At 36.6% G+C, this 12973-nt stretch carries 16 protein-coding genes; 12 read left to right on the plus strand and 4 right to left on the minus strand.

Annotated features, from left to right (window positions below; genetic code table 11):
* Window positions 1–64: 64 nt before the first annotated feature.
* Both ACTJIV_RS02330 and ACTJIV_RS02335 read right to left on the minus strand, forming a co-directional pair.
* Window positions 65–805 carry a uroporphyrinogen-III synthase gene (locus ACTJIV_RS02330; RefSeq protein WP_111959027.1) on the minus strand — a complete coding sequence of 247 codons (741 nt, stop codon included), beginning with the start codon at window positions 803–805 and terminating at the stop codon, window positions 65–67.
* Between the two features lie 12 nt (window positions 806–817).
* Complete coding sequence (locus tag ACTJIV_RS02335; RefSeq protein ID WP_223558096.1) at window positions 818–1486, minus strand: DUF4271 domain-containing protein; 669 nt, start codon at window positions 1484–1486, stop codon at window positions 818–820.
* A 76-nt stretch (window positions 1487–1562) separates the two neighbouring features.
* Between ACTJIV_RS02335 and ACTJIV_RS02340 the strand changes: the two genes are divergently transcribed.
* The 4 genes from ACTJIV_RS02340 (at window position 1563) to ACTJIV_RS02355 (ending at window position 4970) form a co-directional block, all read left to right on the plus strand.
* Complete coding sequence (locus ACTJIV_RS02340; protein ID WP_111958802.1) at window positions 1563–2279, plus strand: polyprenol monophosphomannose synthase; 717 nt, start codon at window positions 1563–1565, stop codon at window positions 2277–2279.
* A complete protein-coding gene (locus ACTJIV_RS02345) occupies window positions 2276–2644 on the plus strand; it encodes a DUF4296 domain-containing protein (protein WP_111959031.1) in 369 nt (122 codons plus the stop codon). Before ACTJIV_RS02340 ends, ACTJIV_RS02345 begins: the two co-directional genes overlap by 4 nt.
* A gap of 70 nt (window positions 2645–2714) precedes the next feature.
* Window positions 2715–3845, plus strand: coding sequence for a tRNA guanosine(34) transglycosylase Tgt (tgt, locus tag ACTJIV_RS02350; RefSeq protein WP_111958804.1), 1131 nt, complete (start codon window positions 2715–2717; stop codon window positions 3843–3845).
* A 15-nt stretch (window positions 3846–3860) separates the two neighbouring features.
* Entirely contained in the window at window positions 3861–4970 is a 1110-nt protein-coding gene (locus ACTJIV_RS02355; protein ID WP_223558344.1) for an LptF/LptG family permease, read from the plus strand.
* Here ACTJIV_RS02355 and ACTJIV_RS02360 read toward each other — a convergent pair.
* Window positions 4964–5680 (minus strand): biotin--[acetyl-CoA-carboxylase] ligase, encoded by a 717-nt coding sequence (locus ACTJIV_RS02360; RefSeq protein WP_440625372.1) that lies wholly within the window; start codon window positions 5678–5680, stop codon window positions 4964–4966. The genes ACTJIV_RS02355 and ACTJIV_RS02360 overlap by 7 nt on opposite strands.
* 85 nt (window positions 5681–5765) lie before the next feature.
* Here ACTJIV_RS02360 and rsfS point away from each other — a divergent pair, with 85 nt between their 5' ends.
* The 8 genes from rsfS (at window position 5766) to ACTJIV_RS02400 (ending at window position 12469) form a co-directional block, all read left to right on the plus strand.
* A complete protein-coding gene (gene rsfS / locus ACTJIV_RS02365) occupies window positions 5766–6134 on the plus strand; it encodes a ribosome silencing factor (protein WP_111958808.1) in 369 nt (122 codons plus the stop codon).
* Window positions 6135–6150: 16 nt separating this feature from the next.
* Window positions 6151–8166, plus strand: coding sequence for an ATP-dependent zinc metalloprotease FtsH (gene ftsH / locus ACTJIV_RS02370; protein ID WP_223558098.1), 2016 nt, complete (start codon window positions 6151–6153; stop codon window positions 8164–8166).
* Between the two features lie 135 nt (window positions 8167–8301).
* Window positions 8302–8883, plus strand: coding sequence for an LUD domain-containing protein (locus tag ACTJIV_RS02375; protein WP_440625375.1), 582 nt, complete (start codon window positions 8302–8304; stop codon window positions 8881–8883).
* Window positions 8884–8907: 24 nt separating this feature from the next.
* Window positions 8908–9780, plus strand: coding sequence for a phosphatidate cytidylyltransferase (locus ACTJIV_RS02380; protein WP_111958814.1), 873 nt, complete (start codon window positions 8908–8910; stop codon window positions 9778–9780).
* On the plus strand, window positions 9780–10433 hold the full coding sequence (locus ACTJIV_RS02385; protein ID WP_111958816.1) for a phosphatidylserine decarboxylase family protein: 654 nt from the start codon (window positions 9780–9782) through the stop codon (window positions 10431–10433). The genes ACTJIV_RS02380 and ACTJIV_RS02385 overlap by 1 nt, the downstream gene beginning before the upstream one ends.
* A 239-nt stretch (window positions 10434–10672) precedes the next feature.
* Window positions 10673–11086, plus strand: coding sequence for a transposase (locus ACTJIV_RS02390; RefSeq protein ID WP_111958818.1), 414 nt, complete (start codon window positions 10673–10675; stop codon window positions 11084–11086).
* A complete protein-coding gene (locus ACTJIV_RS02395; protein WP_111958820.1) occupies window positions 11083–11412 on the plus strand; it encodes a helix-turn-helix domain-containing protein in 330 nt (109 codons plus the stop codon). Before ACTJIV_RS02390 ends, ACTJIV_RS02395 begins: the two co-directional genes overlap by 4 nt.
* Window positions 11413–12079: 667 nt before the next feature.
* Window positions 12080–12469: a helix-turn-helix transcriptional regulator gene (locus tag ACTJIV_RS02400; protein WP_223558101.1), complete on the plus strand. Its 390-nt coding sequence runs from the start codon at window positions 12080–12082 to the stop codon at window positions 12467–12469.
* 147 nt (window positions 12470–12616) lie between these two features.
* On the opposite strand, the gene ACTJIV_RS02405 is transcribed toward ACTJIV_RS02400, so the two are convergent.
* Window positions 12617–12961: a DUF1801 domain-containing protein gene (locus tag ACTJIV_RS02405; RefSeq protein WP_111958824.1), complete on the minus strand. Its 345-nt coding sequence runs from the start codon at window positions 12959–12961 to the stop codon at window positions 12617–12619.
* Window positions 12962–12973 lie beyond the last annotated feature (12 nt).

The following is a 12973-nucleotide window of genomic DNA, read 5'->3' on the forward strand; positions in this document are numbered from 1 at the left end:
TTAGTTAAAAAAAAGCCATCTTTCCTGTATTGAAAAGACGGCTGTTTATATTGAGTATTAAAGTCTACTTATGAAGAGCTTTAATATACTTTTCAAGTGCCATTGTCATAGATGGGGTTTCCTTTGTAGGAGCCATAAGATCTACCTTTAAGCCTGCGTCTTCCGCTGCTGCTAAAGTAGTGTTTCCGAAAACACCGATCTTTGTTTCTTCCTGCTTGAAATCCGGGAAATTCTGCTGAAGAGATTTGATTCCCTGTGGGCTGAAAAAGATCAGCATATCATAATCTTTAGCATTGATATCCGTAAGGTCGCTGCATACCGTTCTGTACATGATTGCTCTTGTCCAGTCCACATTGGCCGTTTCCATCGTTTTTACGATATCCGGGCTTAAGACATCTGAAGACGGCAGAAGGTATTTTTCAGCAGGGAATTTCTTAAACAGAGGTAGAAGATCCGAGAAGTTTTTCTCCCCAAAACTAATTTTTCTCTTTCTATAAACAATATGTTTCTGAAGATAGTTGGCAATCGCCTCAGACTGGCAGATATATCTCATCGTATCCGGAACCGCAAAACGCAATTCTTCGGCAAGTCTGAAGTAATGGTCTATCGCATTTTTGCTGGTGAAAATAATCCCAGTAAACTGCGTCAGATCTATCTTCTGAGTTCTTAGTTCTTTGTTGTCAACTCCTTCGACGTGGATGAAAGGACGGAAATCAATCTTTATTTTTTCCTTCTTTGCTATATCCAGATATGGAGAAGACTCACTAGGCGCTGGTTGAGAAACCAATATAGACTTTATTCTCATCATTGACTTTTATTAAAAAAATAACAACTTCCAAAGCAACAATAAAGGTGCGATTTGGAGGGTGCAAATATACAAAAATTTATAATACCATTTTTCGGGAAGTATATTGTTTTTGTGAAACAAATAGAAGAAAATCTTGAAAACAGCAACAAACGCAAAGAAGTAGAAGTAATACGAAAATATTTTATTTCTGTCTATCGGGAAATAATAATGGGTTACACACAGGATTATTAACAAAAATGAAAGGATAAAGTAGAATTTTGTGGAGGTAAAATAAAAAATAGTCCATTTTCTGCCGTCACCTATGCTTTGGTAGAATAAAAAGCCCAACGCAGATTTCGAGGCATAAAAAAATATGACCGCAAGCAGTGTATATCCAAATTTATTAAGCTGATACCCGAAAAACTGCAGATCATTAATGTATTTCGGAACGATGGGAATATACTGTGAAACTAAAGCAGATAGTGTAAGTGCCGTTACGCAGGAAGTAATGATCCAGCTCGGAAGGTTATTGCTGGCATCAAAATATTTCTGGAGCAGAAAGTCTTTCAGGCTGGCATCTCTTTCGATGATATTCATCATGAAAACATACAGAAATATGCATCCTATTAATATAAAGATTACCCAGTCATTGTTCTCAGGTATTCTTACGTGGTTTATAAAGTTTTGTGATAACAGCAAAAGAATATTTTTTGCAAAATTATAGATTATTTTGTATAAAATAAAAAGGTTAAATAAACTATCTTTGCAAACTGAAATGAAAAAACTCGTCATCATCCCTACCTATAACGAAAAGGAAAATATAGAAAATATTATTTCCGCGGTTTTTGCATTGGAAGATGACTTTCATATTCTGGTGGTGGATGACTCTTCTCCGGACGGAACAGCAGAAATAGTTAGAGACCTGCAAAAAAAATTCCCACACCATCTCCATATGTCGGTAAGGCATGTAAAAGACGGTTTGGGGAAGGCATATATCCACGGATTTAAATGGGCTATCGAAAACAAATATGATTATATTTTTGAAATGGATGCCGATTTTTCACATAATCCAAATGATCTACCCAAACTTTTCGAAGCCTGTCTGAATGCAGACATGGCAATAGGATCACGCTATTCCAAAGGAGTCAATGTAGTGAACTGGCCAATGGGACGGGTTCTGCTTTCCTATTTTGCTTCCAAATACGTAAGGTTTATTTTGGGGCTCCCCATTCATGATACAACCGCAGGCTTTGTCTGTTTTTCCAGGAAAGTTCTCGAAGAGATTGGCTTGAATAATGTGAAGCTTAAAGGATACGGCTTCCAGATTGAAATGAAGTTCAGAGCTTTTAAAAAAGGTTTTAAAATTGTAGAAGTTCCTATTATATTTACAAACAGAATTTTAGGAGAAAGTAAAATGAACGGCGGCATTATTCATGAAGCTGTATTTGGAGTTTTAAATTTAAAATGGAAATCAATAATCAACAGATTATGAAAAAACTGGTCTTCATTTTCGTTACCCTGTGCATGTTCTCATGTGGCGACTATATCGACAAGCCTAAAAACCTGATCGAGCCTGAAAAGATGGCTGAAATCCTGGCTGATCTTGCTATTACGGATCAGGCAGTCATTATCTATCAAAACAAAAATTTAGAAGCAGGAACAAGGTTTATCCTTAAAACCCACAAGATAAAATCTGAGGATTTTGTAGAAAGCTTTAAATATTATGTTGTTAAAGACAAAATGAAAAATATTGCGGAAGACGCACAAAAAATAGTATTAAAAAAAGACCCCAAAGCGGATAAATATATACAAGATAAGCTGAAAAACAGTGGAAATGCGCCCGTTTTAAACAGGTAATTATGATGCGGAAACGTTTTCTGCCACCAAAGCAGAATCGTTAATAGCGGCGAATTAAAAGAATATACGAATGAAATTTTTTAATATAGAAAAAACCTCTGAAGGAAAAGCGAGAGCAGGAGAGATCACTACAGATCACGGCAAGATCCAGACGCCTATCTTTATGCCTGTAGGAACTGTTGCAAGTGTGAAAACAGTTCATCAGAGAGAATTAAAAGAAGACATTAAAGCCCAGATTATTCTGGGTAATACCTATCACCTGTACCTTCGTCCAACAATGGATATTATGCAGGAAGCAGGAGGACTGCACAAATTCATGAACTGGGATCTGCCGATCCTTACCGATTCAGGAGGTTTTCAGGTATTTTCGCTTTCCAAAAGCAGAAAAATGTCTGAAGAAGGCGTGAAGTTCAAATCTCATATCGACGGAAGTTATCATATGTTTACCCCGGAAAAGTCTATGGAAATCCAAAGACAGATCGGGGCAGATATTTTCATGGCTTTTGATGAATGTACGCCTTATCCGTGCGAATACAATCAGGCCAAAACATCTATGGAGCTTACACACCGTTGGCTGAAAAGATGTATTGAATGGACCGAGCAAAATAAAGAGATTTACGGTCATAAGCAAAGGCTTTTCCCGATTGTTCAGGGATCTACCTATTCAGATCTTAGAAAAATATCGGCAGAAGTTATTTCCGAAGCAGGAGCGGAAGGAAATGCTATTGGCGGGCTGTCTGTAGGGGAGCCGGAAGAGGAAATGTACAGAATTACAGACGAAGTGACGGATATTCTTCCTAAAGACAAACCAAGGTATCTTATGGGAGTAGGAACTCCATGGAATATCCTTGAGTCCATTGGTTTAGGTATCGATATGATGGACTGTGTAATGCCTACCAGAAATGCCAGAAATGCAATGCTTTTCACATGGCAGGGCGTAATGAATCTTAAAAATGAAAAATGGAAGCGTGACTTTTCTCCTCTCGACGAGTTTGGAACAAGTTATGTAGACAGAGAATATTCAAAAGCATATCTGCGTCATTTATTTGTGTCAAAAGAATATCTTGCAAAACAAATTGCGTCAGTACATAATCTGGCATTTTATCTGGATCTTGTGAAAGTAGCGAGAGAGCATATTGTGGCAGGTGATTTCTATGAATGGAAAAAATCTGTAGTGCCGGTTCTTAGACAAAGACTTTAAACAGAGAAGAATATGATCAAAATTATAGACAGATATATCATTAAGAAATACCTTGGAACATTCAGTTTCATGCTGATATTGCTGTCTATAGTTGTATTGGTGATTGATGTGCAGCAGAAGATTCCGAGGATAGAAAATGCAAAAGCATTGGACCCTAAGCTGGATCTAATGTACTTCCTGATCAATTTCTATCCATTCTGGATCATTAACCTGATAGTAACATTTCTTTCTATTCTGGTATTTATTTCCGTGATTTATTTCACATCCAGAATGGCAAATAATACTGAAATTGTTGCAGTCATCAGCAGTGGAGCCAGTTTCCACAGATTCGCAAAGCCTTACCTGTATACCTCACTTTTCATTGCACTGATATCACTTCTGGTGAATCATATGGTGCTTCCATGGGCTAATATCAAGAAAAATCAACTTGAGGCCTATACCTATAATGCGGCGAATAAAGAAAAGATCCTGGGGACGGGTCCTGCCTCTGCACAATTAAGCAAAATGGAATACATTTTCGTGAATTCCTGGAACAAAAGAGAAACGAGAGGTTCAGGCTTTGTATATCAGAAATTTGATAAAACCAGAAAGATGACTTACGAGCTTAAGGCATCGGAAGTATATTGGGATAAGGCTAAAAAACAATTTACACTTACCAACTATCTGGAAAAGACCATCAATAAAGATAACTCTGAAAAACTGGGCAGTGGTGCTGAAATAAAGAAAAGCTACGGGCATTCCCCGGAAGAGCTTTTCCCGAACGAGCTTCTGGGACAGAATAAAACTACTCCAGAGCTTATAAAATTCATTGACAGGGAAAAAGAAAAAGGAAATAGCAACCTGAATTCTTATCTTAATGAGTTTCATCAGAGAACTTCAATGCCTGTTTCCATTATTATTTTGACGTTTCTGGCGCTTTCGCTGGCATCCCAGAAAAAAAGAGGAGGTCTCGGAGTTAACCTTGCCATAGGGATTTCCCTTGCGTTTGTTTTTGTTTTCTCATTTGAAGCATTAAAAGTGGTTTCAGAGAACAAAAGCCTGTCGCCTGCTGTTGCCATGTGGCTGCCTAATATGGTTTTCTTCCCTCTTACACTATACCTGTATCTGAAAAGAGCCAATCAGTAAAGAAGCTTGATCTCTTTATGATAGAAGGCCTTTAAGCCATCTCTTTCAAGTTCTATCCAGAGCTCTCCCTTTTCGTCAGCATTCCTGATGATGCCATTTTGTCTCTCTTTTTCTATTTCGAAAACTGAGATCTCATCTTTACGGAATAAATTCCGGTTGAATTGATCAATGATTTCCTGTTCCGAAGGAATATTTTTCAGTTTTTCTGATAGATATTCGTGAAGATTTAAAGCAAAATCATCAAGGTTGTAAACCTGTCCGGTCTGCGTCAGAAGTGATCCTGCCTGCGATATTTCCTCAAAATGATCCTGCAGAACATTGAAGCCTGCCCCAATGATAAAATAATTATTTTGATTAATTTTTTTCTTTTCAATTAAAATTCCGACGATTTTTTTATTTTTAAGGATAATATCATTCGGCCACTTTATCTTTACATCATTATCAGTCAAATTGGCAAGGAAATCCCGGATAACCACTGCGGTATAGTAATTGAATATAAAATCTGAGAGCAGAACGCTCTGAGCCTTAACAGCCAGCGTATACGCAACATTTTTTCCGGCTGCCGCCGCCCAGGTATTTCCATATTGTCCGCGGCCTTTAGTTTGGTTGAATGTATATAAAGCGATAAAATCTGAATTTCCGTAAAGTAAAAACCGGGATATTTCGTCATTAGTAGAAGAACACTCTTTTAAATAAAATAATTGACCCATTTAAGAAAACTTTAAGACTTTAAAGGGCTAAAAATAAGGCTAAAGTAAAAGAAAAACAATAAATTTGCAGATTATAGATATTTTAATGAATAAAACAGCAGAAAAGCAGGCACTAATAGATAAAATTGTTGAAGCCATCCAGGACGTAAAAGGAGAAGATATAATGATTTTTGATCTTTCAAAAATTGAAAATTCTGTAGCGGAAACTTTTATAATTTGTAGCGGAAACTCCAATACTCAAGTTTCTGCATTGGCAGGAAGTGTAGAGAAAAAAGTAAGAAACGATCTTAAAGATAGACCTTGGCATGTAGAGGGTACCGAAAACTCAATGTGGGTTTTGGTAGATTATGTAACAGTGGTAGTGCATATTTTCCAGAAAGAAGTACGTGAATATTACGATATTGAAGAACTATGGGGAGATGCGGCAATTACCAAAATAGAATATGAATTTTAAATTTTAAAAAGTATAAATGAACAATAAAGGATTCAACTGGTTTTTTCCAATTGCAATCGTGGCTCTTTTGTTATTTTTCGGTTCCAATTTTTTAGGAGGCGACAGTGCAAAATCTATTGATGAGGATGCTTTCTTTAGGGAAATGCAGGCAGGAAAGGTCCAAAACGTTATCATATACAAAGACACAGAGAAAGCTGATGTTTTCCTGACAAAAGCAGCAAAGACAGCAATGGTCAGTAAAACGGCCAACCAAAGCAACCCTCTTTCTGCATTCGATATGGCTCCAAAAGCAGATTTTTCCGTAAAATATGGAGATCTTCAGCTTTTCCTTCAGAAATTTGATCAGATAAAAGCTGCAGACGCTAACATCAAAACCACAAAAGATTATGGGGCAGGCAAAAATCCTTTCATGGATATCCTGGTTTCAGCATTGATATGGATAGCGATCTTAGGTCTTTTCTACTTCCTCCTTTTCAGAAAGATGGGTGGAGGCGGAGGTCCTGGCGGACAGATCTTCTCAATAGGAAAATCTAAAGCGAAACTTTTTGACGAAAAAGAAAGAATCCAGGTGACATTTAAAGATGTTGCAGGTCTTGAAGGCGCTAAAGAAGAAGTACAGGAAGTAGTAGACTTCTTGAAAAATTCTGAAAAATATACAAAACTGGGAGGTAAGATTCCTAAAGGAGTTCTACTTGTAGGCCCTCCGGGGACCGGGAAAACATTATTGGCAAAAGCTGTTGCAGGCGAGGCCAAAGTACCGTTCTTCTCCCTTTCAGGTTCAGATTTCGTAGAAATGTTCGTAGGAGTAGGAGCTTCAAGAGTTAGAGACCTTTTTGCCCAGGCAAAAGCTAAATCCCCGGCTATCATCTTTATCGATGAGATCGACGCTATCGGACGTGCAAGAGGAAAAAATAATTTCTCAGGCGGAAACGACGAAAGAGAAAACACCCTGAACCAGCTTCTTACAGAAATGGACGGTTTCGGAACAGACGTTAACGTTATTGTAATGGCTGCTACCAACAGAGCGGATATCCTTGATAAAGCCCTGATGAGAGCCGGACGTTTTGACCGTTCGATCTATGTAGACCTTCCGGAATTGCATGAAAGAAGAGAGATATTTGATGTTCACTTGAAAAAAATCAAGCTGGATGACACCGTTGACAGAGATTTCTTAGCAAAACAAACCCCTGGATTCAGTGGAGCGGATATTGCGAATGTATGTAACGAAGCAGCATTAATTGCAGCAAGAAACAGTCATACTTCTGTTACAAAACAGGATTTCCTTGATGCTGTAGACAGAATCATCGGAGGTCTTGAGAAAAAGAATATGGCGATCAAACCTTCTGAAAAAAGAAGAGTTGCTTATCATGAAGCAGGTCATGCTACGATCTCCTGGCTGGTAGAACATGCAGCACCACTTTTAAAAGTAACAATTGTTCCGAGAGGACGTTCCTTAGGTGCAGCCTGGTATCTTCCGGAAGAAAGACAGCTGACCACTACTGAGCAAATGCTGGACGAATTGTGTGCAACATTAGGAGGCAGAGCAGCAGAGCAGGTTATTTTCAATAATATTTCTACAGGAGCATTATCTGATTTGGAATCAGTAACGAAAAGAACGCAGGCTATGGTTACTGTTTACGGACTAAGCCCTAATATTGGGAATATTTCCTACTATGACAGCTCAGGCCAGTCTGAATATTCTTTCGGTAAACCTTATTCCGAAGAGACGGCTACGAAAATTGATGCAGAGATCAAATCGATCATCGAAACTCAATATGAAAGAGCGGTAAGAATTCTTACTGAGAATAAAGATAAGCTTGATGCTTTGGCAAATAAACTTTTGGAAAAAGAAGTGATCTTCCGCGAAGATCTTGAAGATATATTCGGTAAAAGAGCATGGGATCCTGAGTTAACAGAAAGACCTGTTACCAGCACGATTTCTACTGTGAAACAACCCGATGAGCAGATCATTATCCAAGATAAAGAAGAAGAAAGTGAAATTCAGGCTCCGGAAAGCCCGACTCAGCTTTAAAATACTTCCAAAATATATTCAAATAAACCTGACATTCTTAGAATTGTCAGGTTTTTTCATATTTAAGGACTATTTTTAGAATCTATTGTAATTAATTTTCTATTTTTGTATAAAGTTGACTAAAAATAGATTAAGTTGAATTTATTCAAGAGGATTGTAAGCAAACTTACCAACCAGCCTGAGGAAGAAGAAAAACAGAGTCTGGAAAAGCTCGGGGATTCGCTGAAAAATGCGGATCTTGACTATAAGTTTGCGCAATTATTTACGCATTCAGGAGGTTTTTTTAATTACTGTGCAGATGAAGCGGAAGCTCTACAGACTTTAAACCAGATTGTGAAAATAGAAGGAATCAGTAATGTTTTCTGCTGGGACAAGGAGCTTCAAAACTTCTTGAACGTAGTGAAAATACCCTATACTTCTGAAATGGAGCATAGCAACGATGCTGCTTTCATTACCTGCGAATATCTTATTGCCTATGACGGCAGGATCATGCTTTCGCACAACAATATCCTGCATTACCACTCTTCAAGACTTCCGAGTAAAATCATTATCATGGCCAATGTATCACAAATTGTGAACAACCTTAATGATGCGATGGGAAAAATAAAAAGAAATGGGAATATCAAGAACCTTACTTCCATCAGTGGAGGTCAGTCAAGCTTAGATACTTCTTCCAATACGAATACAAAACTGTTTTTATTGCTGCTTGAAGATTAAGCATCAACTTATAAATTTTACATTTTGGACAAAAACCTTATTCAAAGAACCATTTCCGGACTTGTTTACGTTGCCGTTATCATTCTTTGCACAACACCGCTGGGTGCCCAGCTGATCAACAAGATCCATCCGGATTTTATCAGACAGGAATACCTGTATTACGGTCTGATAAGTCTTTTGCTGCTGGTAGGTACCTGGGAATGCGTTAAGATCATGAAGTTTGGGAAAGGCTATGAAAAATGGATTGTACTTCCGCTGGTCATTTTTATTTATTATATTTTTTCCAAAAGATATTTCAAGCATGATTTCTTTTTCGATTTCAGACTGAACGAAATACTGGCTATTTCCCTGATTGCTATTGCGGTAGTTACATTATTCAAATATTCCAATGAATTATATTATGACAGCGGAAAACTGATATTTACGGTAATCTATGTGGCATTGCCTTTCAGCTTTGCATTAGGTCTGCCCAAGTTTTCCAGCTTTGAAGGGACGTTCTCACTTGAGGTCCTTTTCCTGTTTATCCTGATCTGGAGCAGTGATACTTTTGCTTACCTTACCGGAAAGTTTTTCGGGAAACATAAAATGGCCCCTAAAATCTCCCCCAAAAAGACCTGGGAAGGCTATGCCGGAGGAGTTATCCTGACGCTGGTTTTATCTTACTTTGTAGAGCATTACCAACCGGAACTTCGCGGAAACTGGATGGTGGTAGGTTTCCTGGTTGCTGCATTCGCTCCGTTGGGTGACCTGGTAGAAAGCCAGCTTAAAAGAAATTTCGGGGTAAAAGACAGTGGAAACATCATTCCGGGGCATGGAGGTGTACTGGACAGACTGGACAGTTTTTTAATCTGCGTTCCTGTCGTATATTTGTACTTTATTTTAGAAAAATTTATTTAATGAAATTACATAAGGAATCAAAAGGAACGATTACCGTAGCAACGATACTGTTTATCATCATAAGTATATTGGCTATTTATTTTCTTAAAATATGGTCTTTGCTGATCATTATGCCATTATTGGTGGTTTATAGTTTGGTATTTTGGTTTTTCAGAGTTCCGGACCGTAATATACTTGAGCATAGAGAAAATGTGATTGCTCCGGTAGACGGAAAAGTGGTTATGATCAAAGAAGTGGATGAGACTGAATTTATTAAAGGAAAAGCCATCCAGGTTTCCATTTTCATGTCACCGCTGAATGTTCATATCTGCCGATATCCGGTTTCCGGAAAAGTGATCTATAAGAAATACCATCCCGGAAAATATCTTGTGGCATGGCACGAAAAGTCATCTACAGAGAATGAAAGAACTACGGTAGCTGTAGAAACAGCAACCAATCATCAGGTCGTATTCAGACAGATCGCGGGATATGTGGCAAGAAGGATTGTTTTCTACTGTAATGAGGGAGATCAGGCCAAAGCAGGACATGAGTTCGGTTTCATTAAATTCGGCTCAAGAATGGATGTTTTCCTGCCCTTGGATACCGAAATCATCTGCAAGATAGGAGACATTACAAAAGGAGGTCTGGATGTGATCGCCAAAATGAAAGATTAATATAGGATAAGTCAAAATATAAAAAAAGGAGAAATTAAGTTTTCTCCTTTTTTGTTTTCATATGAAGCTGACAGTTTGAAATTATTCTGATTCCTCCATAATCTCTTTGTGTATGAGTTTTACTACTCATGCGTAATATTGAGTAGGTTATGATGAGGGGGCTACGTGGGTTGTCAATAATTTTGTACCCGCGACAGCAATAGTTAATATTTTCAGTCAATAATAAAAACAAATGAAGAATGAATTTAAAAAGTATACATATTGGAAAGCTTATACATGAACGGGTTCGTGAAGTTGGGATGCCTGTCGGCAGAATTGAGAAGTTTATGAAATGCAGTGAGAACGAGATTGAAAGTATGTATCGGGAAAGCAGTATTGATACCTTTTTATTGTTAAGATGGAGCAAGTTACTGGAGTATGATTTTTTTAGGGTGTATAGCGGGCATTTGATTCTTTATGCCCCTCCCAGTAAGAGGCATGATATTTCTAGGCCAAAAGATAACTTGCCGGCTTTTAGAAAAAACATATATACTGAGGAAGTGAAGAGTTTTATAATAGAAAAGATTGTCAGCAAAAAGATGACAATGAATGACGTGGTCCTGAAATACAGAATACCTAAAACCACTCTTTCCAAGTGGATTAAAAAAGCATGAAAGATACAGGGCCGGATTATAAAAAAATATATACTGATATTATTGAGGAGAAATTCCCTGATAAAATGAATAATTTCAGGATCATGCAAAAAATTGAAACGATTAATACTGTTATAGATATTATAGCATTAAACAGAATGATTTTTGGTAAGCAAGAGCTTTTAGTGGAAAGTAAAAATCAAAAACTTCGCTCCTATGACCAAAGGTCCATTCTCAATATCCTTGAATATCAGAAAAAAAATAAACTTAATAATACGCAAACGGCGAACTATTTCCGAATGAGCCGGAATACGCTTTCCAAGTGGAAGCGTATTTTTAAAATATAAGTTTGTAATCAATCTGTGGGAGAATTATCTTTACTGTGTATTTTGTAATACAGTCACATTTTAAACGTTTTGGAATATGATAAACAGGATTTCTAAACTAATTAACAGTGAAAATGAAGTATATGATAATTATTTAGACCATAACTATATAAAGCTGATCAATCGTTATCTTTTATTTCTTTTTTTACTGTTTTTATTTTATTCGGTATTTTTCTTTGGAGATGGTGGGAGATCTACATTTCTTATCTGTATTACTTTTTTCTGGTTATTTTTAATATTTTTTATAGGAAAAATCAGTAAATTCAGAAGAGTTTTAAAAGCAACAATAATAATTGTTTTTATAGCTCTTACATTCATAATAAGTTTTTTCTATATATATACTTCTAGGAATGCAGGTGTTGAATATTTCTATTTTTCGCTTTTATTTGCATTGCCTTTCTATTTCAATTACAAAGAAGATTATTATCTTATATTGTTTATTGTGATCATTATTGCTCTAAACTTTGTCGGCTGTTTATATTTTGAATTGAATTTTTTACCAAGAAGCAAATATATCAAGGAGGCAGACTTTAAGATAATACAGTTGCTTAATATCATTTTTTGCTTTACGAAATTTCTCATAGATGCGTTCTTTATATACCAGAAAGATAAACTCATTAACGGTTTAATGAAGGAAACGGAGATTAAAGATTCAACCATCGAAGACCTGCTTAAGACCAATAATGAATTGATGAAACAGCAGATCACTAACAATAATCTTACTGAAGACAATATTGCCGAAATTTTAGAGCTGGCAGAAGTAGATTCACCTCTCTTTATTGAAAAATTTCAGATTTATTTTCCGGATTTTATGCCTAACCTTTTAAATATCAACTCAGGTCTTATTAGTTCCGAAATCCATATCTGTGCATTAATGAGACTGAATTTTGATACTAAAAAAATTGCTTCATGTACCAATAGCAGTGTGAGAGCGATTGAAAGCAGAAAATATAGAATCCGAAAAAAATTGGATATCCCCTCTGATATTAACATCAACAACTTTATACTTAAAATATAAGCCTGGTACCCTGAATTTTTCTACTCATGCATGATGTTATGTAGTCCTATTTTGATTGTACCAGATTGATTTAAATAACTTTGCATTTCGTTAAAGCAAAAGAATTTTCAGCTGTATTTTGTTGAGCTTAGTCTCTGTATTGGCTGGTCACAGGTACTGCTTTATATCATCAATGACATTCATAATAAAAGAAACAGGTAAGTCTTTTTCCATATCAATTAAAAGGATTTTAAATTTCTTTCTGCCATCCCGGATAAGTTCAGGGTAATCGAGTTTATCGCCGTGATAAAAGCTTACATAATGCTGCTTATACTTTTTGCTGTAATAAAGATAACACAGCATTTTCTTTTTGTATTTAAAGAATGGAAGTCCGAAGCTTAATGTTTCTGTTATATTTTCCGTATCAGATTCCAGAATTTTTTTGCGTAAAAACAAAAGAGCACTTCTTTCAGGTTCTTTAATTCTGTAGAAGTACTCTTGTATAGGATTCATTTAAGTGAAATT

The sequence above is a fragment of the Chryseobacterium sp. 22532 genome, assembly GCF_052044665.1.
In the GTDB taxonomy this organism is placed as follows: Bacteria; Bacteroidota; Bacteroidia; order Flavobacteriales; family Weeksellaceae; genus Chryseobacterium; species Chryseobacterium lathyri.

Excerpts from the sequence above, each read along its gene's own strand:
- ACTJIV_RS02405 (WP_111958824.1), bottom strand. The coding sequence starts at position 12,961 with ATGAATCCTATACAAGAGTACTTCTACAGAATTAAAGAACCTGAAAGA.
- ACTJIV_RS02360 (WP_440625372.1), bottom strand. The coding sequence starts at position 5,680 with ATGGGTCAATTATTTTATTTAAAAGAGTGTTCTTCTACTAATGACGAA.
- ACTJIV_RS02340 (WP_111958802.1), top strand. The coding sequence starts at position 1,563 with ATGAAAAAACTCGTCATCATCCCTACCTATAACGAAAAGGAAAATATA.
- rsfS (WP_111958808.1), top strand. The coding sequence starts at position 5,766 with ATGAATAAAACAGCAGAAAAGCAGGCACTAATAGATAAAATTGTTGAA.
- ftsH (WP_223558098.1), top strand. The coding sequence starts at position 6,151 with ATGAACAATAAAGGATTCAACTGGTTTTTTCCAATTGCAATCGTGGCT.
- ACTJIV_RS02390 (WP_111958818.1), top strand. The coding sequence starts at position 10,673 with ATGAATTTAAAAAGTATACATATTGGAAAGCTTATACATGAACGGGTT.
- ACTJIV_RS02400 (WP_223558101.1), top strand. The coding sequence starts at position 12,080 with ATGAAGGAAACGGAGATTAAAGATTCAACCATCGAAGACCTGCTTAAG.
- ACTJIV_RS02345 (WP_111959031.1), top strand. The coding sequence starts at position 2,276 with ATGAAAAAACTGGTCTTCATTTTCGTTACCCTGTGCATGTTCTCATGT.
- ACTJIV_RS02395 (WP_111958820.1), top strand. The coding sequence starts at position 11,083 with ATGAAAGATACAGGGCCGGATTATAAAAAAATATATACTGATATTATT.
- ACTJIV_RS02330 (WP_111959027.1), bottom strand. The coding sequence starts at position 805 with ATGAGAATAAAGTCTATATTGGTTTCTCAACCAGCGCCTAGTGAGTCT.
- ACTJIV_RS02385 (WP_111958816.1), top strand. The coding sequence starts at position 9,780 with ATGAAATTACATAAGGAATCAAAAGGAACGATTACCGTAGCAACGATA.
- tgt (WP_111958804.1), top strand. The coding sequence starts at position 2,715 with ATGAAATTTTTTAATATAGAAAAAACCTCTGAAGGAAAAGCGAGAGCA.